Here is a 22,957-nt window from a genome sequence, read left to right as displayed (position 1 = left end):
TCAGTCAGCGCTCCCGGCTGAGGTTGTTTCCGCCGATGCCTTTTCTTTAGGGTTAGATGTTTGTTCGTCGGCGCTTTTAGCCACTGCCGTTTCATCAATAAAGCGGCGAATATGGGCTATCACCTCATCACTGGCGTCTTCAAGAATATAATGGCCGCAGTCGGCAAAGGCGTGCAGCTCGGCTTTGGGCAGGCGCTGCTGCCAACCTTCAAGGAAGTGCCGGTCAAAGACAAAGTCCTTGAGACCCCAAAGAATAATGGTCGGCACCCGGGTAAACTGCTGCAAACTGGCATCAATCGACTGCACCAACTCCCAGTTTCTGTCGCCGGGCTTGAGCGGAATATCCTGTACAAACCTCAAAGTCGAGATTCGATTTTGCCAGGAGTTGAATGGTGCCACATAAGCGCGGCGCACATCCGCAGCCATGGGCGCACGTTTGACTCCCACATAGGAAGCGGCGGACGAGAAGGCATTGAAGCCCCGCACCAGCAGGGTGCCAAGCGCGGTATCGCGGCAGATTTTCAGCGCCAGCGGCAAGGGCTTGCTCTTTGGCAAACCGAAGGCGGCGGTATTGAGCAGCACCAGGCGTTTAATCCTCTCAGGATAGCGGGCGGCATAGCCCATGCCTATCATGCCGCCCCAGTCATGCAGCACCAGTGTGATATTGCTGCGAATATCCAGACTGTCCAGCAGTGCTTCCAGATCGTCGATACGCTGCGCCAGCGTATAGTCATAGGCATCATCGCCCGGTTTGTCGGACAAGCCGCAGCCGATATGATCCGGCACCACACATTCATATTGGTCGCTTAACGCCTGCACTAGGTTACGGTAGTAAAAAGACCAGCTGGGGTTACCGTGCACCATCACCACGGCATCGGGGCGTTGGCCGTTAATCCCGGCAGGTTTTTCATGCACATAATGCAGTTTGTGGCCGCCGAGCGTGATGAAATGACGCTTGAACGGGAAGAGTGTATCTAGGGTGGCCATTGGCTATCCTGTTGTTAATTTTGGTTATTTAGGCACTATTCTAATGGGCCCTGTCGAATGGGCATTGTCTAAAACCTGTATCAAGGGCTTACCAGCGCAGCCCCAGCATCATGCAGTTGAGTCCCGAGCCTATGCCAAGAAAGCTCACCCGGTCGCCTGCCTGCAAAAAGCCTTCACCGTGGGCCAGCGCCGCCGACACAGGCAAAGAGACAGTGCCCATATTGCCAAGGCGGGCAAAGGTGGGATACTCTTTGTGCTCGGCAATGCCCAGGGCGCCCAGTACTTGTTTTCGGTTGGCAGCCCCCACCTGATGACAGATAACCTTATCCACCTGTCCGGCAAGCCACTGGCGCTGCTGCAAAAACTGCTCCCAGGTCTGGCGCGCCAGCTCCACCCCCTCCTTCAAAAGGGCAACGGCATCTGTGCGCATCACTTCGCGGTAGAGGCGGTTACCGACCTCGACAAAACCCCACTGACACATCTGATGATGCTCCGGCGCCGCCAACTGACTGGCACCGAGCAACTGATGCTTGCGGGAGGTGGTAAGCGGCAAGCTGCCATCCGTGAGGATAACGGCCACGGCACCTGAGCCGCCGGTCAAGGTGGCCAGAGAAGCCGCAAAGTTTGCCATGCTGGGATCGGCCAGCATCTGCTCTATGGACGCCTCGACTATCTCCCGGGATGATTCACAGGACACCACCATACCGGCGCGGATCTGCCCCAGTTCTATACGGTTGGCCACATCCAGAATACCGGACAGGACTCCCAGGCAGGCGTTGCTGATATCAAAAACGGCGCAGTCGCGCCCGATACCTATGGCAGAAGCCACAGCACAGGCCGTGGCCGGCTCATGCTGATCACGGCACACGCCGGTGTAAACCAAGGCGCCCAGTTGTTTGGGATCCAGCCCTGTCTCGGCCAGCGCCTTTTGGGCGGCGCACACTGCACCTTGGGAAACCTTGAAGCCCTTGGGCCACCAACGACGCTCCTCAATGCCCGTCAGGGCAGCGAGTTGCCCAATGGGGATACGAAACTTTTGATAAAGCGGCGCAAGCCGGGATTCCAACTCGCGGCTGGACACCATTTCCGGCGCCAACTCATAAGCCAGACTATTGATATACACACGGGAATAATTCATGAAAAGCCAATCGCTCTCTCGGGCGCTCTGTGCCCTTGTTATCTTTTGGGGTCGTGATAATTAAGTCTTATGCCCCAGGCTGGCGTCATTTGACCAAGAAACGCCGGGGTATTCAATAAAAAACGCATTAAGCCGGTACTTGGCGCCGACTAATTCCCCGCTTGAGAGACATCTCTGTCCAAGCGGGCCTTGTTGTTTCATTTATCGGCTACCAGGCAACCAGGCATGGATTAAGGCATTGCGCGGCGTGGTGGCCTGCTCACAAAAGGCGCCTAGCTGCACCCGGTAACCGGCCTCCAACAGGAAACAGACCCTATCGAGCAGCAGATACCGTTCAATAACCGGCCGAAACAGATGTGCCGCCAAGTCAATACGGGCGGTTAATCTGCGCCTTTGCTCCCCCAAGCGCTGATAGGCGGCAAAATCCACCGCCTCAGGCAATAGCACTCCCTTTTGCGCCGCGGCCCAAAGACAGAAGTCCTTGAAGCTGCCGGACAGCTGACTCTGCCGTACCGCAGGCAGTGGCAGATAAGTGTCCTGAGCACGCACTTCACGCTGCAGACTATCGAATCCGAGCCGCCAACTGACCTCTTTGATCCTGTCGGCGCGCGCCTTTTGATTGGCAATAACACTGTGATTAAGCGGCAGTTGCAGCGCCGCCTTATCCAATCGCAGCGCCTGCTCTTGGGCACTTTGACTCAAGGGAGTGATATCGCCGGAGGGCAAGAGGTGATAACAACAAGGGGAAACCGAGACCACAGCGGTGCCACTTGCAACCGCGCGGCGCAGCAGCGTCAGGTGCAGCTCGCCGCAGGCATGCAGCGCAATGGCATGCTGCTTGGGCTTGAGATAACAAGGCTCGGCGGCAAAGGCATCGGCACAGACAAATTGCTGCGGCAAGTTACGTTTTTTTGCCGCTAGCTCGCCGGCTTCGCACAAAGATGCTTGCCACTCCAGGCTCAATACCGCCTTGCCGCTCAAGGCACTGAGCAGGCGCCCGAGATGCCCTTTTCCGGCGCACCACTCCAATAAAGGAAAGGGGTTGTTATGGGTGGCGATGGTATTGGCAAAGCGGCTTATCTGCTGCCATTTTCGGCCCTTTATACTGGCACTGAGCCGGGCCTCAGTTGACGCACAAAGCTTAGGTTGGCCATTATCCTGCTCAGGTGCGGGATAATCAAAGAGGTGCCAGGCAAAGTGTCTCTTGTCCCACAGGGCCAATTCCTGCTCGCTCAAATCTGCAGCCAAGGCCGGCCAGAGGGTTGCCAACAACAATGACTGACTGGCATCCACAGTCTCGAGCGCATCGTCATCAATAGCCCAGAGCGCTGCGGCCAGCTTGGCAAAGCGCTGCTGCCAGGGAAGCTTGTGGTGCTCGAAACTCCTGACACTCCAAAGCGCGCGGCTTGAGAGCAACAACTGACTGAGCTGTCGAAGCTCTGCTTTCACCTCGGGCAAGCTGCAATCAACTGCCGTCAGCCGGGTTTCAACCCTGCCGGCCACTGGCTCGGCTTGCCGGGGGGAATTCTGTTGGCAGTCACACATTTTACTGGCCCGATTAACTTAAAGGGGTCGCATTATAGCCCCTGGTTGCCTTTGAGGAAAATAGCGCCACCCAAGCAGGAAACAGGGGGCAAAGCCTGCGAAAAAGCTGGGGTTGAGTCTCCCGCTTGCTGATAGCTTTACAGCTAAGGGGAAAAGCCAGCAGTAGGGACTAATTCACATAACAAATTGATTAGGAGTGGATTATTGTTTCAATAAACTATGCCTAAAGCCCGAGTCATCATCTTTCCTGGCGGCTTGGCAACGAAAGCTGCCGCCGCTATTTTCAGGTATAAATCCGCTCAAAGCTGTTACCTTTGCACCTGCCGCAATAGACTGGTGCATTCAAGCTGACAAAACAATCGAACGAACTCAATCTAACGAACTCAATCTAACGAAATGGTTGAGTGAAATTGGTCGAGTGAAATCAATCGCGCCAATTCACGCGCTACACTCCGCCGCTGAACAGAATATTGATAAGAAGGATGTTGAATGATCCAATCTCCCTGCGTGGCGCGCTGCGGCCTCAATGAAGACGACTTTTGTATGGGCTGCCTGCGCCATATAGATGAAATCGTCAATTGGAGCCGTTGCCCGGATGAAGAGAAACGCGCCATTATTGCCAAACTCCCGGAGCGAAAACGCGCCTTTTCGGGCATGGAAAACAGCGGCATTATCAGCAGAGCCAAATACCTCGAGGCAGAGGCCAGGCTTGGGCGCAGCGACAAGAGCAAAGCAAGTAAAAAAGAGTGATACAGCTTTAAGCGTTCAAGGCAACCAAGCCTTCATAAAGAAAAAGACCGCAATCGCGGTCTTTTTGGGATTTATAGGTCACTCAGTCATTACTGCTCTGAGCTGACATTCCCAAGGGAACTGGCGGCACCGCCATTACCGTTGTGGGAATGGTGAGTTTCTGTGAGGCGACGCATCAGCGGCAATACTGCCAGCGCGATAAAGGTACAAACCAGCGCCGCTATCCCCAACTTGTTGAACAAGCTGGTGTAGATGGGCAGAGTCTCAAGCGGATCTGTGATGTTCTTCGGCACACTGGCGAAGTTGGCCACCACACCACCCAGATACTGAGAGATGCCCGAGGCGACAAAGTAAGCCCCCATCATAAAGCCACCCATGCGCTCAGGTACGTAACGGGCAATCATAGCCAAGCCCAAACCGCTGACCAGCAGCTCACCGAGTGAGTATGCGCCATAACCCCAGATCATCACCCAGGAAGAGGTCTTGCCATCGACGGCGAACATACCGGCAAAGCTGTAGATGAAGAAACCCAGCGCCACTACGGCAAAGCCCAGTGCGAACTTGGCGGCGATGGAAATATCCTTGTTGTTACGTCCGGCAGTGGCATAAACCCAGGCCAGCACAGGACTGAGCAACATGATCCAGATAGGGTTCAAGGCCTGGAACTGCGCCGGTGACCAGGTCCACAGATCGATACCAAAGGCCTGGAAGTTCCAGTCGACGTTACGCAGGGCAAACAGCGCCAGCGAGGTAGACATCTGTTGGTAAAACACAAAGAAGAATACGGTTTGTACCGTCAGAACCAAGGCGGCTATCAAACCGGCCCGTTCACTGGTTTCACTGTTTTTAATCAAGTAGATAAAGATACCGAGTACGGCGGCACCAGCTGTGTAAACAAAGGCGCGGGCCACATCTTCATATTCGAGGATAAAGGCTGAAGCCACTACAGACAGGGCCGCCAGGCCGAGTACCGCAAAAAGCTTATTCATTTCCACCGGACGGGTATCCGGCTCTGAGCCGTAGTTGGCCAGAGTCTTACGCATCATGGCGTAGTTACCCAAGCCTACCAGTAGACCCACGCAGCAGACGGCGAAAGCCGCATGCCAGCCAAACTCGTTGCCATAGTTGGCGTTGACGTAATCTTTAATCCAGGGAGTCAACAACATGGAGAAGGTGGAACCTACGTTCACCGCCATGTAGTAAATGGTAAAGGCGCTGTCTATCTTGGAGTCGTCCCCTTCATAGATTTTGCGCACCAGGTTACCGGCATTGGGTTTGAACAAACCGTTACCGACAACGATTACCCCGAGGGCCGAAAACAGGAACCAGGTGTTTTCGGTCGGCACTGTCATCAAGGCATAACCCAATGACAGAATGCCGGCACCTAGCAACATGGTGCGCTTGGTACCGAGAATTTTATCCCCGACCCAGCCACCAATCGCCGGCGACACATAAATCAATGCGGCACAGGCACTCCATACCAGGTTGGCGCGACTGTCCTCAAACCCTAGACGCTGTACCATGAAGTACACGATAAGCGCCTGCATACCGTAATAACCGAAACGTTCCCATAGCTCGATAAGTGACACAGTCATAAAAGAATGCGTCTTGCTTACCTTAGGAGACCCTAATGTCATTTTGCTTGCTTCCATCTTGATTTGAAATAATTGTCAGACGAGTATAAGACTGCTGGCCGCACAATCCAACGCAAACTCTGGGGCAAAACACACTTTGTCGCAATTCTCCTACTCAGCTCAAATTCCATTGGCGAATTTTTCAACAAAACACTTACCTTCAGTGGGTAAAACGGAGCAAACCCAGCTGCCACAGGGGTTTCCACTAATTAATGAGAATTTTTATCAGTTCCAAAATCACCACCAAGGCGACTTGAAAACAGCATTTATCAGCGCCTATGACATAAAAAAACCGTCCTTGAATGGACGGTTTTTGCATTGAATGGCTTAAGCCTTATCAGGCCTTCCCAAAAGAAGCGGTCAATCTTTGGCCGCCATTCTCGCCTTGAGATCGGCAAAAGGATTAAAGGTGGCCGGCGCCTGTTTGGCTTCACTGGTGTCGCCGTACTGCACCAGTTCTTCAAACCTGGAGTGCTCGTTGTCATGGCAGTAGAGACACAACAGCTCCCAGTTGGAACCGTCTGAAGGGTTGTTGTCGTGATTGTGATCTCTGTGATGCACAGTCAACTCACGCAAGTTCTTGTGGGTAAACTCCCTGGCACAGCGGCCACAAACCCAGGGATAAAGCTTGAGCGCCTGCTCCCGATAGCCTTTTTCACGACTTGCCTGATACTCACGGGCCTGCGCCAGCACCCGATCCAATTTACTCTGTTCTGCCATCTTTCTTTTCCGGTGAACGAGCCCTTAAGGGCCCTCTACATATTCTGCGCTGGACAGATGCAGATAATGCAGGTGCTTCTCATACTGAGTCACCACATCTGCCTGGATCTGCTCTTCCGTATAACCCATCACATCATAATACTGTCCGCCGTGTTCGAGGAAGACTTCAACCCGGAAGTAGTTATTTTGTGACTCATCCTCAGCTTCTGCCTGAGTCTGATGGGTCACAGGCAGCGTAAAGGCGCGGATCCGCAAGCCATAGACAAAGGTCTGCACCTCTTCATTTTCGATGACCAACCTCACCCTGTCTTCATCGTACTGGAGATCGGCATTGATACCGCGGGACAAGAAGCCCTGAGAGACCTTGGACAGCGCCGGTGTCGCCACGTTGTCGACAAAGCGCCGCGCCTGCTCGTAGGAGGGATGCGACACCAACACATCTATCCTGTCTTCCCAGGACACGCTGGTTCTGGCGTACTGCACACTGGTGGTATGCAGCTGCACGCTGTTGATCTTGAGCCAGTCATCCTGCAACGCCTTGAACAGGCCAAAGCAGATAAGCAGCATCACCAACAAGAACGGCATGGCACTGGCAATCGCTGCCGTTTGCAGCGCCTGCAAGCCACCTGCGAGCAGCAGCACAGAGGCAACCACACCTTGCATCAGGGCCCAGAAGATCCGCTGCCATACAGGCGCATCGGCATCGCCGCCTGAGGTCAGGTTATCGATCACCAAAGAGCCTGAGTCCGACGAGGTCACAAAGAAGGTCACCACCAGACACACAGCGATGACTGACAGCAAACTGGAAAACGGCAAGTGCTCGAAGAAGGTAAACAGAGCGACTGACACATCGGTAGAAACCGCGGTAGCCAGATATTCGGCGCCATGGTTCATGATGGCATCTATCGCCGAGTTACCGAAAACCGTCATCCACAGGAAGGTGAAACCACTGGGAACAAACAAAATCCCCACCAAGAACTCACGAATGGTGCGGCCGCGGGAGACCCGGGCGATAAAGGTACCGACAAAAGGTGACCAGGAGATCCACCAGCCCCAGTAGAGTAGAGTCCAGCCACCGAGCCAGTCATTCTTCTGCTCGTAGGCATAGAGGTTAAAGGTCTTGCTCACCAGCTCACTCAAATAGCTGCCGGTGTTTTGCACGAAAGACTGCAGCAGAGCAACCGTTGGACCAAACAGCAGTACTATCATCATCAGCACAAAAGCCAGCCCGAGGTTAAGCTCACTTAAACGCTTCACCCCTTTATCCAGGCCGGAAAACACAGAGCCGGTGGCGATAAGAGTGATACCTATGATCAGTGCCACCTGTACAGTGCTGCTGATAGGGAAAGAATCACCCAACAGATAGTTGAGTCCCGAGTTAACCTGCAATACCCCGAAGCCCAATGAGGTAGCCACACCAAACATGGTGCCAAGCACGGCAAAGGTGTCGACGCAGTGGCCTATGGGGCCATAAATACGTTCACCAATCAGAGGATAGAGGGCACTTCTTGGCAGCAGTGGCAGCTTATGCCGATAGCTGAAATAGGCCAGACTCAAGGCCACTACCGCATAGATGGCCCAAGCGTGAATACCCCAGTGGAAGAAGGTGATCTTCATCGCCTCTTTGGCGGCTTCAACTGTCTGGGGATCCGCGTCCGGCGGTGCCAGATAGTGCATCACAGGCTCACCAACCCCAAAGAACATCAAGCCTATGCCCATACCGGCAGAGAACAGCATGGCAATCCAGCTCTTGTAGCTGTAATCCGGCTCGGCATGATCCGGCCCAAGCTTGATATCACCGAAGCGACTCACCATCACAAAGATGATGAATACCAGAAAAATGGCCACGCCCATGATGTAGAGCCAGCCGGCCTTCAACTCCAGCCAGGATTGAGCTGACTTAAATAGCTCCTGCGCCTCATTCGGCCAGACGGCACACACCAACACCATGAAGGCGATACAGATCACTGACGAAAAAAACACCGGAGGATTAATACTCGACTTAATCAAATTTTGCGCTCCTTTTTACGGATAAAACTGCGCTGCCTGCGATCAAGTTCCTAAGTTACCGCTGAACTCGGCCGGGGACAACGCTTATCCAAAGCCACACCAAAAGCTTATAGGGTGTTTATGTGCAGTATGTGACACCCTTCCGCGGACAAGCTCTCGGCTTGATAAAAATGGAAGAGATAAGGCCCACCGGGATCAAAGTGTTGGCGGGACAGACAAGATTACCGTGGCATATTGAATGGCAATCGACTCGGACACAAACTGCTACTTTTGGCAACAATCGGCGCTGATTATACACAAAAACGGACAAAATGGGGAGTCTCTGGCGACTCCCGCTCACAGAATCAGCCTTTTCCTACTCGCCGCTCTTGGGGGTTTGTGAAATACCCGCGGTCAGATTAAAGCGCATCGCCTCCTCGAATGACCAATCCACCATGATCAAGTCCTCTCGTTTGACCAGGCTGGTGACCCCGGCCATCTGATAGGAGAGTTGAAACAGCACAGGCACCCAGTCCCCTTCGGGCAAGGCATCGAGCAGCGGTTGAGGCGGCTTGTCCGTCATAATAAAGCCGACCACAAAACCGCCGTTTGCCTGGCGCACCAATACTGTTTGCTGCGACTTGGGCTTACTGCCATCTCGGTTCATCAAAGAAGCAATATCGCGAATACTGCCATAGACAGACTTGAACAGGGGAAAGCGCATCAACTGCCGTTCAATCCAGCTCCAGAGCCAAACGATGGGGCTGACGGAAAACAGTAAACCGGCAACAAATACCAAGGCTGTGACCAATATAAAACCGGCTCCGGTAAATACAGTGTCCATGCCCACCAGAGAGAAGAGTAACTTGCCCAGGCTGTCGAGAGATTCAAACAGGGACCAGAACAGCCAGAGACTAAGCGCCATGGGCAGCAGATTAAGCAAGCCGCGGATCAGGGTTTGTTTCATTGAATTCCTCTTGATATTTAAGACTGTATAGGGCGCAGGACAGAGGCTCAAAGGAAGGTTTCTCGGCCGCCCCTTCCCCAACAGGCGCTCAACTCTGTATCCTGACAGAGACGCAAATCGATAGCAAAATGTTGTGCATTACCCCGGGAGGCCGCAGGGTCTCCCGGGTGCGACAAGGAGAATAACAGCATGCGCGTAACCCGACTGGATCACCTGGTGTTGACCGTCCGCGACATAGAGCAGAGTGTTGCCTTCTACCAAAAACTGGGCATGAAACGCCAAACCTTTGCCGATAACAGAACGGCGCTGCAATTTGGCGATCAGAAAATCAACCTGCACCAGCTTGGCCGCGAATATTACCCCAATGCCGCCAAAGCCCAAAGTGGTTCGGCGGACTTGTGCTTTATCACCTGTGGTTCACTCGAGGATGTTATGGCGCATCTCAGTGCCGTGGGTATCGACATCGAAGAGGGCCCCGTCGCCCGTACCGGCGCCACCGGCCCGATAGACTCAGTCTATATTCGCGATCCTGACGGCAACCTGATCGAGCTGGCAGAATACCGCGTGGACTAGGCTGGGCTTTGACTAAGTCCTCTGTTGACTAAGTGCTCTGTTGACCAAGTCCCCCGTAGACCAAAAGCTCCGTTGACCAAGTGCTCCGTTGACTGGGCGGTGCAGCTAACCGAGCTGTACCAGCCTGCACAGGCACAAAAAAGCCGCTTGAATGCAAGCGGCTTTCTCTAAGGCTCGCGGATAAGAGCTTAAAGCTCTTTTTCCATCTCCTCGTAGGAGACATGGCGTACATCTTTGCCCTTGACGTAGTAAATCACGTACTCACAGATGTTTTTGCAGCGGTCCCCTACCCGCTCAACCGCGCGGGCAGCCCAGAGCACATCCAGCACACCTGGGATAGAGCGGGGATCTTCCATCATGTAAGTCATCAACTGGCGAATGATGCCTTCATATTCCTTGTCCAGCTTGGCATCTTCCTTGTGCAGCTCCAGCGCCGAGTCGGCGTCCATCCGCGCCAATGCATCCAGGGTCGAGTGCAACATACGGGTGGCATGGCGCCCCATGGACTCGATACTGACCAGCAGCGGCTGCTGATTATTGCTGCGCTTCTCCTGTGCCGCCTTGGCGATACGCACACAGGCATCGCCGATGCGCTCAAGATCGGCAATCGTCTTGGAGATGGCTATCACCAGACGCAAGTCACTGGCCGCCGGCTGACGCTTGGCAATGATACGGGTACACTCTTCATCTATCATCACCTCCATGCCGTTGACCTTGTGATCGCCCTCGATCACCTTCTGCGCCAACTCGGCATCCAGGCTGCCCAGGGCATCCAGCGCCTGTTCCAACTGCCGCTCCACCATGCCACCCATGGCCAGCACCCGGTTGCGGATATCTTCCAGCTCGGCATTGAACTGGCCTGAGATATGTTTATTCAGGTTCTTGTTTTCCATTTGCTTCCCCTTGCTCGGACGCAGCGTTTATCAACCGTAGCGGCCGGTAATATAATCTTCGGTCTTACTCTGTTTTGGCGTGGTAAAGATAGTGTTGGTATCCGAGTACTCGATCAGCTCGCCCATATACATAAAGGCAGTCTGATCCGACACCCTGGCCGCCTGCTGCATGTTGTGCGTCACTATCACCACTGTGTACTTGGACTTGAGCTCTGTGATCAGCTCTTCGATAGTCAGGGTCGAGATAGGATCCAGTGCCGAAGTCGGCTCATCGAGCAGCAAGACTTCAGGCTCAATGGCTATCGCCCGGGCAATCACCAGACGCTGCTGCTGACCACCGGACAACCCGAAGGCGTTGTCATGCAGCCTGTCTTTCACCTCGTCCCAGATGGCGGCGCCGCGCAGTGAACGCTCACAGGCTTCATCCAGCTCACGGCGGTTACTCACGCCCTGCAGGCGCAGGCCATAGACGACATTCTCATAAATGGACTTGGGGAAAGGATTGGGGCGCTGGAACACCATGCCCACATTGCGTCTCAGCGCCGCGACATCGACTTTCTTGTCGTAGATGTTTTGGCCATGGAGCAAAATCTCCCCGTCGATATGGCAGTTATCCACCAGATCGTTCATCCGGTTGATACAGCGCAGCAAGGTTGACTTACCGCAACCACTGGGGCCGATGAAGGCGGTGACCTTCTTCTTGGGGATCTTCATGGAAACATCAAACAGCGCCTGCTTGTCACCATAGCGCAAATCCAGGTTACGGATCTCCAGCGCCGTCTCTTCGGCAGGCAGGTTCGCCAGATCCAGCGTCTCAGTATTCATTACCGATGAGTCTATCGAAATCATATTCTGTCCTATCACTTCAGGATAATCGTCAATTAGTGTTCAAGCGAGCGGTACTTTTCACGCAGATGGTTGCGCACGCTGATAGCCGTCAGGTTGAGTGCCACGATCACAGATACCAGCAGGAACGAGGTGGCATAGACCAAAGGCCTGGCAGCTTCTACGTTGGGGCTCTGGAAACCGACATCATAAATATGGAACCCGAGGTGCATGAACTTACGCTCAAGATGCACGAAGGGGAAATTCATATCCACAGGCAAGGTAGGCGCCAACTTGACCACCCCCACCAGCATCAAGGGTGCCACTTCGCCGGCGGCGCGGGCAACCGCCAGAATAAGCCCTGTCATAATCGCCGGGCTGGCCATGGGGATAATAATCCGCCACAGGGTTTCGGCCTTGGTGGCCCCCAGTGCCAGGCTGCCCTGACGCACTGAGCTTGGAATACGTGACAAGCCTTCCTCGGTGGAAACTATCACCACAGGCAGGGTCAGAATCGCCAAAGTCAGTGCCGACCAGATAACCCCGGGAGAGCCAAAGGTGGGCGACGGCAACGCCTCAGGATAGAACAGCTGATCCAGCGAGCCCCCCAACATGTAGACAAAGAAGCCCAGACCAAACACCCCGTACACAATCGAAGGCACACCGGCGAGGTTGATCACCGCGATACGTATCATCTTGGTGATCGGCCCTTTCTTGGCGTATTCGTGCAGATAGATGGCGGCCACCACACCGAATGGCGTCACTATCACGGCCATAAGCAACACCATGAATACTGTGCCGAAAATCGCCGGGAACACCCCGCCCTCTGTGTTGGCTTCGCGGGGATCGTCACTGATAAAGCGTCCCAGACCAACAAACCAGTGGCCAACCTTGTCGATAAAGCCCATGCGGTTGACATAGCTGACATCGAGCACCGAATCCAGGCTGAGGGTCACTTCTTCACCACGCATGTCGCGTACTATCACAGAGTCGCGCCCGGCTTGCTCACGCAGAGAGAACAGCTGCTTTTCCAACCCTTGATAATGCTGATCCAGTTGTTGACGCTTGGACTCAAGCTCGGCCTTACGCTCGGGCGTCAGGGCATCGTCAAGCTCATAGCCACGTTCTTTGAGGCGCAGACGTTCCAGCTCATAGTTAACCGCGCCTATGTCCTGCTTCTGCAGTGCCATCGCCTGATCGGCCAGGTCCACTGCGCGCTCGATATGCTCCTCGAGTGAGTTCTGCACATCGCCACCGAGTTCCAGCCGCTGGCCCTTCTCAATCACGGCCACAGGGTAGCCGTAGAAGTTACCGTTCTTGGTACGCTCTATCATGGCCAAGCCTTCCGGGGTGGAGCGCGACACAATATCTGTCTCCAAAATCCAGCGGAAATCCAGGCCGACAAACTCACGGTTACCCGTCTTGACCAGATAACGGGTTACAAACTCACCCGGCTCTGAGTTGAAGTGATAACCGGCGGATTTCAACCGCTCGGTCGGCACTTCTTCTCTGTCATACAACTCTCCTATCAGGGTGTAGCGCTGGCCTTTGTCATCCTGCATCTCCCACTGATAGATATCCGCGGGCCAGAAATAGCTCAGGCCACGCCAGGCGATGAGTAACAATAGCCCCAACACCGCAATCAAACTCAGGCTAACGGCGCCCCCTGTCATCCAGATCCAGGGAGAGCCTGATTTAAACCACTTACCCATTGCACAAACCCCTTAAGGTGATTGGCGAAACATCTAGTGTTCTATTCATAATTTATCTCCCGTTACAGTGAGCTGTAGCGGTCACGCAGACGCTGACGCACCACTTCGGCCACAGTGTTGAACAGGAAGGTAAAGATAAAGAGCACAAAGGCTGCGAGGAACAATACCCGGTAATGGGAGCTGCCGATGGCCGACTCCGGCATTTCCACCGCGATATTGGCCGCCAGGGTCCGCATCCCTTCAAACACGCTCCACTCCATGATGGCGGTGTTCCCCGTGGCCATGAGTACAATCATGGTTTCACCCACGGCGCGGCCAAGACCCATCATGACTGCCGAGAATATCCCCGGGCTTGCGGTCAGCAGCACTACCCGGGTCAGGGTCTGCCAAGGGGTCGCTCCCAAGGCCAGGCTGCCGTTCGACAGGTGACGCGGCACAGAGAAGATGGCGTCTTCGGCAATGGAGAAGATGGTTGGAATGACGGCAAAGCCCATGGCAATTCCCACCACCAGCGCGTTACGCTGATCGAAGGTGATCCCCAGCTCATTGGTGATGAACTGGCGGGTGTCGCCGTGGAAGAAGGCCACTTCGATTGCCGGGCTGATGGCAAAAGAAAACCAACCGACAAAACAGATAACCGGGATCAGCATCAGTTCCTGATAGGTTTCCGGCAGTATCGCCTTGATGCGCCCCGGCAGCTTGGACCAGGCATATGCACTGGTCACTATGCTTATCGGCAACAGCAACAGCAAGGCCAGAATGCCGGGCAGATGCTCTTCAATCAGCGGTGCCAGCCAGAGACCGGCCAGGAAACCGAGGATCACTGTCGGCAGGGCTTCCATGATTTCAATGGTGGGTTTGACTATGCTGCGCACCTTGGGCGACATGAAATAGGCGGTATAGATGGCGCCGGCAATCGCCAGAGGGACGGCAAACAGCATGGCATAGAACGCCGCCTTGAGCGTACCGAATGCCAGCGGCATCAGGCTGAGCTTGGCTTCAAAATCATCCGAGCCGGAAGTGGACTGCCAGACAAACTGCGGCTCAGGGTAACCTTCATACCAAACCTTGTTCCACAGGGCGCTCCAGGAAACTTCCGGATGGTCGTTATCAACCGCGTACAGGTGCAGCTTGCTGCCATCTTCAATGATCAAGGCATTGGAGCGGGGGCTGAAGCCCATAACACCCGGCGCTTTGAGATCGAACTTCTTGTCGAACAGCTCGCGCTCACTCGTGGTGTAAAGCAAAGACAGTTCACCCTCGGGGCTCACAGTGGCAAAGCTCTTGCGGTAGAACTCAGAGGCTATGGTGTCCACCTTACCCAAACCGCTAAACTCGCGGATCTCCTGATAGACACGGCCGCGGTCGCTGGCCACCTGAAAATACTGGGCTACCACACCGCTGTCGTAGCCTACCAGCAGTGAACTGGCGCCTGCCAGCAGGCTCAAACTGGTGACCTTGGCCTTGGCTTTCTCGACATCTATCACCTGTTGCAGCGAGATTTCATCCACATATTGAATGTTGTAGACAAAAATTTTGTTGCCGGACTGCAGCAGCAGTTGGCGCTGATCCGGGGTCATGAGTTGATGTTCAGTACGGGAAGGCGCATCCGGCAGTGGCATGGTTTGTGTGTTCCACTCCACTTCCTCTGTCATCATGTTCTCTTCGCCGACCATCTTGGTCAGTTGCCAGCGATTCTGGCTGTCCTGGTAGGCAAAGCTCATGCTCTCCGAGCCATAGCCGAAGGCGAGATTCTTGAGTGGCGAGCCATCCTCGGCAACCGTCAGTGCCGACTCCCCCAGTGGATACTTGACCTTGGGCGTGATCAGACGCTGGTTATTGGGATAGCTGACACCAAACTCGACCCCGGCCAACAAGAGTTGACCGTTATCCAGTCCGAGGGCAAACAACTGCTGGCTTGGGGCGCTGACGGCGCTGCTGACCACTTTGCTCGAATCCGGCACAGGCAGTTTCACCTGTTGGTGCTGCTGTTCGCCTTTGACCCTGAAGAAATCCACCACGCCTTGGTCACCGACCCGATAGAGCAGTTCATTTTGCTCGTCACTGCCCACCATCAGCGTCTTGTCTGAACTGGCCGGCAGGCTCACTTCGGTGACGGGTTCAACACTGGCGCCGTCAAACACCGGCTTAATCACGTAAAGCAGATAGAAAAAGATCAACAAAAGGGCGACGAACACCATGGTTCCGCCCACTGTTACCCCTATCTGCGCGGCCTTATCCTTGAAGGCTCTGCGGCCGGAGCCTTTGCTCACCAACAGATCTTTCGACGCAGAAGCAGGCTGAATGACCTGACTTTCCATTAAGAACCTCTATTATTAATAGCTGTTAGGCTTTTTTACCGAATTAACCGTACGTTATTGCGTTTCGGCCAACCCAGGTAAGACCATCCCTTATCGAGTGGCTGGGATTATATGACGCAAAAATGACAATAGTGTTACATAGCTTTTTTTAACATTATTCAGGAGTCTGTCTACCATGCTTCGTTACCTTATCACACTGCAAGTCCCTGACAGAAAAGGATTGGTTGAGCAGATTGCCCATGCGGTCAGCCGCCACGGTGGCAACTGGCTCGACTCGGAATTACGTCATATAGACGGGATTTTTGCCGCTATTTTGCTGCTTGAGGTTCCCAGCGAACACTGGGATGACCTGCTCGATGCCCTGGAGTGCATCGATGGTATGGCGCTCACCAGCGCCAGGGCCGGCCAGCAGCAGAAATATATCAAACGCCTGAGTTTCAACCTGGTGGCCTACGACAGGCCCGGGCTGGTGCTGGACATTTCCAACAGGATCAATGCCCTGGGCATCAATATCGAGCAATTCAGCAGCAAGTTTGAAACCGCGGGCCATACCGGCATCGCCCTGTTTCGGGCCACCATCAGCCTGGGATTGACCGACCCTATGCAGGAGGAGCGCCTGACCGAATCTCTCTACAGCATAGGTGATGATCTGGTATTGGATAAGCTGAATCTGACCTGAGCCCGATACTGCAGCTGCCCGACCTCTGACTCTTGAGTGCCTGCAAAAGCAGCAACCGATGTGCAATCGATAATTCCTGTTAGGAAAACTGATACACTGGCGAAAATCACAAGAACAGAGTTTTGTCGTTATGCTTGGAACACTGGATAAGATGGCCGTCGCCCTGGACGAGAACCATCTGGCACAATACACCCTCAGAGTGGCTGAACAGCGCCTGGCGTTGAACCCTTTGATAGGCAAGAGTTTAACCCTGAGTCACACGGGTAACATCTTCTGCTGCAACTGCGGTAAGAAGACCAAGAAGAGTTACTCCCAGGGCCACTGTTATGTCTGTATGCAGAAACTCGCCAGCTGCGATCTCTGCGTGATGAAACCTGAAACCTGCCACTATGATCAGGGAACCTGCCGCGAACCCGAATGGGGTGACACCCATTGCATGGTGCCCCACTATGTTTACCTGTCCAATACCTCGGGAATAAAGGTCGGCATTACCCGCCACACCCAGTTGCCCACCCGCTGGCTGGATCAGGGAGCCACCCAGGGGCTGCCGATATTCAAGGTCAGCAGCAGGCAGCTTTCCGGCCTTATCGAAGTCGAACTGGCCAAACTGATTGCCGACAAGACCAACTGGCAGGCGATGCTCAAGGGCAACAACAACGAGATAGATCTCAAGGCCAAGGCCGAAACGCTATTGCCGAGTATCGAAACCCGCTTGCACGAGCTGGCAATGAGCCGCGGTGATTACAAGATAGAGAGATTGACCGAGGCAGAGACGCAAATTCACTACCCGATCAGTGAGTTTCCAAAGAAGATCAAGTCCCATAACTTTGACAAAGAAGCCGTTGTCAGCGGCACTCTGATGGGCATCAAGGGTCAGTACCTGCTTTTCGATACCGGAGTAATCAATATCCGCAAGTTCACCTCTTATGAAGTGGAAGTCAGCTACTGATTTTTTAATTTGAGCAAACCAGCGGCGCCACTTGGATGGGCGCCGTATTTCATCCTTCAGTACCTTTGGTGCTTGCCAGTACCCCAGAGGCTGCCTATGATGGCCGCCAATAACGCCCTTACACAGATACAGAGCAGAATATGGCCACAGACTCCATGATGGGATCCCAGACTATCGCCGCCCAGACCCAGGCTTGGGTCAAGGAGGTGATCATGAAGTACAACATCTGCCCCTTCGCCAGACGGGAAGTCGAGCGCGACTCGATTCGTTACACAGTTTGCGAAGAAAGCCGTATGGATACTGCCTTGCAGGCGTTGCTGGACGAGTGCCAATATCTGGATGAGCACCCACAAGCGGAAACCAGCCTGTTCATTCTGCCGAGGGGCTTTGAAGGCTTTCACCTCTATCTGGATCTGTTGGCCTTTGCCGAGCAGCTGTTATTCGAAGAGGGTTATGAAGGGGTTTACCAGTTGGCCAGCTTTCACCCCGACTATTGTTTCGAAGGGGAGGCCCAGGATGATGCCGCCAACTATACCAACAGAGCGCCCTATCCGACCTTGCACATCATACGTGAAGCCAGTATGGAACAGGCCCTGGCCGAATATGATGATCCTGAGTCGATTCCCGAGCGCAACATCGCCTTTGCCCGCCGCAAGGGCAGCGAATTCTTCGCCAAACTGCTGCAAAACTGCCTGAGCCGAAAACCATAAAAAAGCAGATAAGCCTTGATGTGATTCAGGCTTATCTGCCCCTTCCCGGGCCTTACCCCAGGCCTTGAAACCCTAGACTTTGAAACGCCCGAGGGTTACCTGGGTCTTATTGATTAGGTCGAAGAGCTCACTGCCATGGTGCGCCGCTTCCTCGGCGCTGCTGGCGGAGATTTCACTCAGATGATGCAACTGTTCCAGATCATGGGACAGACTCTCGGCCGAGCGTGCCTGAGATTGGGTCGCCGAGGCTATCAGGCTGTTGACGCTGGAAATGGCGTCTACCTTGGCGGCAATCAGCTGCAGTGCTTCACGGCTCTGCTGTGCCTGCTCAACCCCCTCCCGAGCCTTGTTACAACTGGCATTCATCACATCTGCGGCATCTTTACTGCCGGCTTGCAAACGTTCTATCATCGCCTTGATCTCTTCGGTCGACTGCTGGGTCTTGCTGGCCAGAGAGCGTACTTCGTCGGCCACAACGGCAAAGCCCCGCCCCTGCTCACCGGCACGGGCCGCCTCTATGGCCGCATTCAGTGCCAGCAGATTGGTCTGCTCGGCAATCGCCTGGATCACTTCGAGGATCCGCCCTATCTGCTGACTGTCATCATAAAGCCGCTGAATCACCCCCGAGGCCCGCTCCACCTCGGCGGCAAGTGAGTCTATCGACTCACGATTGCGCTCTATGATGGCCTGCACTTCCTGGGATACCGCCCTGGCATCCTTGGTGGAATCCTCTGCCTCGGCCGCGTTTTGTGCCACTTCGTGGATCACGCTGGACATATCACGTATCGAGTGGGACATCTGTTCCAGGCTGCCGCGCTGCTCTTGAGTGGCGGCATTGGCACTCTGGGATGTATGGCGGCTTTGGGTGGCTATCTCGGTCAAGGAGCTCGACTGAGCGGTAACATCGGCCAGGGCTTCCTGCACCTTGATAATGAAGTGATTGATGTTGTCACACAGGCCGCGCAACTCATCGTCGCTCGAATACTCGATACGCCGACGCAGATCCCCTTCTCCGCGAGCCAACTCCTGTGCCAGTTGGGTGATCCTGTCCACCGGGCGCATCACCAGGCGCTTCATCACCAGCAGCAGGCAGATGATGATCGCCACGGCGACAGGAATAGCAACGGCTATGCCTCCCAGCAACATAGCATTTGTCTGCCGCTGGATCTCCTGAAGACCCCAGCTCATGCCCAGTACCCCAATCAGCGCCTGATCACGACTGTTGATAATGGGATGAAGTATTTGAATATCCTTGTCGGTAACCAAGGTCTGGGGCTCGCCGGCTTTCAGTTGCGGCAGATGCTGCCCCAGCGAAGCCTGCATCTGGGCGCCGGTATTGCCTGGCTCGCCAAACTGAGCAAAAACGGCCTGCGAAGCATCAAACACCACGGCATACCCGAGGTTCCCCCGGGTCTGTTTGGCCAGATTGATAAACTCCTCCTCGACCTTGTCCGCCTTGCCGAATTTCACCGCATTGAGCAGTTGTTGCGACACGAATCCGGTGATCACCTGACTGCTGACCCGCTCCATATCAACCAGAGTGCTGGTGAGCCTATGCTGGCTTATAAAATTGGTCAGCGTAAAACCGGCCAAAACCACCACAGAGGCGATCAAGGCCATCTTGCTGCTGATCCTGTTGAAGATTCCCATACAGGCCTCCCTGACTGAGGGGAAATAACAAGCAAAAGACGCTTAAAGTAGCTCTACGTTGATCCCCAGTGTAATGGCGCCTATCACTGCACCGGACGAGGGGTCGACAACAGGCAGACTCAGCTGACTCTGATAACTCTGGGTAGACTCATCCTCTTCCACCTCGCTGATATGGATACTGTCTGGCCCCTTGGCGAAGGTTTGCTGCCATTTGGCTTCATCCCCCTGCCAATAATCTGAAGTCATGGCACTCTGTCCCACATTCAATCCCTTGTCATCCATGATGAATATTTCGGTATAAAGGCCATTGCTTTGCTGCAGTTTCTGCCGCAAAAAATCGGAAAGCGGATTGTTGAGAAGCTTATCCACCAATGGCTTGTCGGCGGCAGCAACCTGAGCACGCCATTGCTTGTCCAAGTTGAGAATTTGCTCCTTGGAAAGTTCGGCATTGGCACTGTTTTGTTGCTTGATGCTATCGACGATCAAAGGGTCGCCAAGCCAACTCTTGACCTGGGTATTGGCAAGTTCGCTGATGGCGGCTTCATAGTCGTTGGCATTGGCTGCGGCGGCAACAAACATAGAAGTCGCGCCGAGCAGCGTCACACTGAACAATGCAGCGCAAGATTTGCTGCGACAAAATTTGCTGATAGAGGTCATCTGGGTTGCTCCCTGCTGTGATAGAAATCATCCTGAGATAAGACTAGTCAACAAATCACAAGAGCGCTTGAAAGATAAAAGAATATTCTTAAGTAAGCCGCAAGGCCCAGGCTGACGCCGCCCACTCCAGCCTGGGCCAATAGGGCAGCTCTTCAGAAGGTGAATCTGTGCGACAGGCTTAGCACCAACCTGGCATCGGCATTGTCCGAGTCCAGGCTGGTATCTTCACCTGCCAGTTCAATATCTATGCCGTGATATTGGGTCTGGTAGGCGATGCGGTAGTGTTGATAGCCTCTGCTTCCCTGCCACTGCCACTTGTCTGTATCATCCGATGTGGAACGGTCAAAACTCAACCTCAGCCGGTGACCGGGCGCCAATTCAAAACTGTGGGCCAGCATCACTATGCTATGGCCGGCACCGGTACCAAAGTAATCCCAGCTGTACCAGAGATTCAGCTCCGACTGACCGAATGGCGACTGATAACCCCACTTGGCATAAGCTTCCGGATAGTTGTAGTCATCGGAAAAGGATTCGCCGTGATAGCTGTAATAGGCAAGCCCGGCATCCAGGCTCAGGTGTTCATTGAACTGGTAAAAATAACCTGCATAACCGTCAAGTTCCAACCAGGTATCATCGCCACCACCGAAGTCGACATTGGAAGCGAAGCTGCCAAGATACCAGCCACTTTCACTACTGTAATCCAAGCTGGCCTGTAACGCCGGGCCTTCATCTGTCTGACTGACCCCGTTGAAACTGTAATCCGATGCCAGGGTCACGGTCGATGACCACTCGGCCTCGGCCGTGAAAGTCAGTGTCAGCAGTGCCGCCACACCGCCGCTCTTGAGATAATTTGCCATGGCGTTCAAGCGCATCTGTGTTCCTCTTTTGGTTTTATGGATTGAAGCCGACATCAGTCAGCCAACTCTATTTTATTAAAATCTATAGTGTTTTCTTTGGGAGAGCCTTGGATCCGGCCCAAGGTTTTCAATTTGGTCAGCAGCATGTAACCGGCACAGGCGAAGATAAGCCCAATGGCCAGGGCCCCAACCCATTGAATCTCCAGAAAATCAAGCTGGAACAGCAAGGTCAGCAGTACCATCACGGCGATATTGCCAAGCAGATAGTTGCGTTTGCCGAGCCTGGCAACCGTCAGCCCCAGGTTATCCGTGTAGAGACGGATCAATGAGTCCAGCGAATTGATCACAAAGGTTATGCCCACCATGACCATGGCCAGGTTATAAAAGCCGGATGTGGAGATGGCCTGGGTATCGTAGAAATAGAGGACACTGAACCAAATCGCGATGGGAATGGAGGGAAACACCATCATGGCAAGCAAGAGTTGCCAGGTCTTGATCCCGCCGACAAACCGTGAGGTAAACTGGCCTATCATAATGCTCCAGGCAAACCACCAGAACAGGTAAAAGGCGTGATAATCATTGAGCGGCAACACAAAATGCTTGATATCGACAAAGTACTCACCCAATAACGAAAAGGTGGTAATGAAATCGCCGACAGTGCCGCTCTCCCCTAAAAATGCGCCGCTCCACATCAGGGCTATCAGCGCCACAAACAGCCAGGTACTGGCCAGGCTGAGCACCTTGACGTATTTAATGCTGGTACTGGAATAAACCGCGATGGCGATGACGGCAAACACTATCAGATAGAAGGCGCCTATGACGGACTCTCCATCGCCCATCTCCGGCAGATACCAGGGCAAGTTGCTGAGCAGCAGATAAGCAGTGAAGGCACAGGTGCCGATAATCACCATGTTGTTGATGAACTTTACCGCCTTGAGTTCAAAGAACTTCACTCTGGGCTCAATGACGCAAAAATAGAAACAGGTGACAAAGTAAAAACCCCAGATGAGAAAGGCCCAAAATCCAAACTCTATCGCCAAGGGATTGGAAAAGGCGTATTCGGGGCTGCTGTTGGTATCTGTGTAAGTGCCGAATTCGGTGAGCGGGAACATGATCAAGCCTACATCCAGGCCTGAGGTGAACAAAATAGCGATAAAGGTGTTGATCCGCACCGGGGTGACACCTACGCAGGGGATGTTGCCCCACCGATACAGGATCACCCCTATCATGGCAAAGGTAAATAAGATCCCTGCAGAAAGCCAAAGCTCCATAATTTTTCCCTTTATTGTTGATTTAAATTATATTTTTCTAATTTCAGCCCCAGACTAATGGCGAATTTTGGCCAGCAAAAAGCCCTCGGCTTGGCTGCGCCGATTTCAGCATTGACAGGGGTTAAGGGGC

21 protein-coding genes are annotated in these 22,957 nt (G+C 53.9%); 6 read left to right on the top strand and 15 right to left on the bottom strand.

Going from position 1 to position 22,957, the window contains the following annotated elements; genetic code table 11:
• From E1N14_RS08005 to E1N14_RS07995, 3 genes are all read right to left on the bottom strand, one after another.
• Positions 1-987, bottom strand: coding sequence for an alpha/beta fold hydrolase (locus tag E1N14_RS08005; protein ID WP_025009821.1), 987 nt, complete (start codon positions 985-987; stop codon positions 1-3).
• A gap of 88 nt (positions 988-1,075) precedes the next feature.
• A complete protein-coding gene (locus E1N14_RS08000) occupies positions 1,076-2,125 on the bottom strand; it encodes a 3-oxoacyl-ACP synthase III (RefSeq protein ID WP_025009820.1) in 1,050 nt (349 codons plus the stop codon).
• 201 nt (positions 2,126-2,326) lie between these two features.
• On the bottom strand, positions 2,327-3,670 hold the full coding sequence (locus tag E1N14_RS07995; RefSeq protein ID WP_082050169.1) for a class I SAM-dependent methyltransferase: 1,344 nt from the start codon (positions 3,668-3,670) through the stop codon (positions 2,327-2,329).
• Between the two features lie 196 nt (positions 3,671-3,866).
• Here E1N14_RS07995 and E1N14_RS07990 point away from each other — a divergent pair, with 196 nt between their 5' ends.
• Together E1N14_RS07990 and E1N14_RS07985 are read left to right on the top strand one after the other, a co-directional pair.
• Entirely contained in the window at positions 3,867-4,163 is a 297-nt protein-coding gene (locus tag E1N14_RS07990) for a hypothetical protein (RefSeq protein ID WP_025009818.1), read from the top strand.
• Positions 4,163-4,420, top strand: a complete 258-nt coding sequence (locus E1N14_RS07985; RefSeq protein ID WP_025009817.1) for a DUF1289 domain-containing protein — start codon at positions 4,163-4,165, stop codon at positions 4,418-4,420. Before E1N14_RS07990 ends, E1N14_RS07985 begins: the two co-directional genes overlap by 1 nt.
• Before the next feature lie 89 nt (positions 4,421-4,509).
• On the opposite strand, the gene E1N14_RS07980 is transcribed toward E1N14_RS07985, so the two are convergent.
• The 4 genes from E1N14_RS07980 to E1N14_RS07965 all read right to left on the bottom strand — a co-directional run bounded on the left by E1N14_RS07980 (position 4,510) and on the right by E1N14_RS07965 (position 9,730).
• Complete coding sequence (locus E1N14_RS07980; protein WP_062793645.1) at positions 4,510-6,057, bottom strand: peptide MFS transporter; 1,548 nt, start codon at positions 6,055-6,057, stop codon at positions 4,510-4,512.
• Between the two features lie 357 nt (positions 6,058-6,414).
• On the bottom strand, positions 6,415-6,774 hold the full coding sequence (locus E1N14_RS07975; RefSeq protein ID WP_025009816.1) for a YajD family HNH nuclease: 360 nt from the start codon (positions 6,772-6,774) through the stop codon (positions 6,415-6,417).
• Between the two features lie 24 nt (positions 6,775-6,798).
• Positions 6,799-8,784 (bottom strand): BCCT family transporter, encoded by a 1,986-nt coding sequence (locus E1N14_RS07970; RefSeq protein WP_037436626.1) that lies wholly within the window; start codon positions 8,782-8,784, stop codon positions 6,799-6,801.
• A 355-nt stretch (positions 8,785-9,139) separates the two neighbouring features.
• Entirely contained in the window at positions 9,140-9,730 is a 591-nt protein-coding gene (locus E1N14_RS07965; RefSeq protein ID WP_028780326.1) for a DUF502 domain-containing protein, read from the bottom strand.
• 189 nt (positions 9,731-9,919) lie between these two features.
• Here E1N14_RS07965 and E1N14_RS07960 point away from each other — a divergent pair, with 189 nt between their 5' ends.
• Positions 9,920-10,303: a VOC family protein gene (locus tag E1N14_RS07960; protein ID WP_025009814.1), complete on the top strand. Its 384-nt coding sequence runs from the start codon at positions 9,920-9,922 to the stop codon at positions 10,301-10,303.
• 188 nt (positions 10,304-10,491) lie between these two features.
• Here E1N14_RS07960 and phoU read toward each other — a convergent pair whose 3' ends face one another.
• The 4 genes from phoU to E1N14_RS07940 form a co-directional block, all read right to left on the bottom strand.
• Positions 10,492-11,196, bottom strand: a complete 705-nt coding sequence (gene phoU, locus E1N14_RS07955) for a phosphate signaling complex protein PhoU (protein ID WP_025009813.1) — start codon at positions 11,194-11,196, stop codon at positions 10,492-10,494.
• 30 nt (positions 11,197-11,226) lie between these two features.
• Complete coding sequence (pstB, locus tag E1N14_RS07950; protein ID WP_025009812.1) at positions 11,227-12,045, bottom strand: phosphate ABC transporter ATP-binding protein PstB; 819 nt, start codon at positions 12,043-12,045, stop codon at positions 11,227-11,229.
• Positions 12,046-12,077: 32 nt separating this feature from the next.
• Positions 12,078-13,733, bottom strand: a complete 1,656-nt coding sequence (gene pstA, locus E1N14_RS07945; RefSeq protein WP_025009811.1) for a phosphate ABC transporter permease PstA — start codon at positions 13,731-13,733, stop codon at positions 12,078-12,080.
• Between the two features lie 62 nt (positions 13,734-13,795).
• Entirely contained in the window at positions 13,796-16,054 is a 2,259-nt protein-coding gene (locus E1N14_RS07940; RefSeq protein WP_062793646.1) for an ABC transporter permease subunit, read from the bottom strand.
• Between the two features lie 175 nt (positions 16,055-16,229).
• Between E1N14_RS07940 and E1N14_RS07935 the strand changes: the two genes are divergently transcribed.
• From E1N14_RS07935 to E1N14_RS07925, 3 genes are all read left to right on the top strand, one after another.
• Entirely contained in the window at positions 16,230-16,733 is a 504-nt protein-coding gene (locus tag E1N14_RS07935; RefSeq protein WP_025009810.1) for a glycine cleavage system transcriptional repressor, read from the top strand.
• Positions 16,734-16,863: 130 nt separating this feature from the next.
• A complete protein-coding gene (locus E1N14_RS07930) occupies positions 16,864-17,682 on the top strand; it encodes a DUF2797 domain-containing protein (RefSeq protein WP_025009809.1) in 819 nt (272 codons plus the stop codon).
• 140 nt (positions 17,683-17,822) lie between these two features.
• A complete protein-coding gene (locus tag E1N14_RS07925; protein WP_093982697.1) occupies positions 17,823-18,392 on the top strand; it encodes a DUF1415 domain-containing protein in 570 nt (189 codons plus the stop codon).
• A 72-nt stretch (positions 18,393-18,464) separates the two neighbouring features.
• Here E1N14_RS07925 and E1N14_RS07920 read toward each other — a convergent pair whose 3' ends face one another.
• From E1N14_RS07920 to E1N14_RS07905, 4 genes are all read right to left on the bottom strand, one after another.
• Complete coding sequence (locus E1N14_RS07920) at positions 18,465-20,042, bottom strand: methyl-accepting chemotaxis protein (protein ID WP_025009807.1); 1,578 nt, start codon at positions 20,040-20,042, stop codon at positions 18,465-18,467.
• 42 nt (positions 20,043-20,084) lie between these two features.
• On the bottom strand, positions 20,085-20,699 hold the full coding sequence (locus tag E1N14_RS07915) for a PDC sensor domain-containing protein (RefSeq protein ID WP_197021449.1): 615 nt from the start codon (positions 20,697-20,699) through the stop codon (positions 20,085-20,087).
• A 152-nt stretch (positions 20,700-20,851) separates the two neighbouring features.
• The gene (locus E1N14_RS07910) at positions 20,852-21,571 is read right to left on the bottom strand and encodes a TorF family putative porin (protein WP_375336408.1); all 720 of its coding nucleotides are present in this window, start codon (positions 21,569-21,571) and stop codon (positions 20,852-20,854) included.
• A gap of 38 nt (positions 21,572-21,609) precedes the next feature.
• On the bottom strand, positions 21,610-22,827 hold the full coding sequence (locus E1N14_RS07905; RefSeq protein WP_025009804.1) for a choline transporter: 1,218 nt from the start codon (positions 22,825-22,827) through the stop codon (positions 21,610-21,612).
• Between the last annotated feature and the right edge of the window lie 130 nt (positions 22,828-22,957).

It is taken from the genome of Shewanella algae (assembly GCF_009183365.2).
Classification (GTDB): domain Bacteria; phylum Pseudomonadota; class Gammaproteobacteria; order Enterobacterales; family Shewanellaceae; genus Shewanella; species Shewanella algae.
Note: the sequence above shows the minus strand (reverse complement) of the source record. Positions and strands in the feature narration are given on the sequence as shown.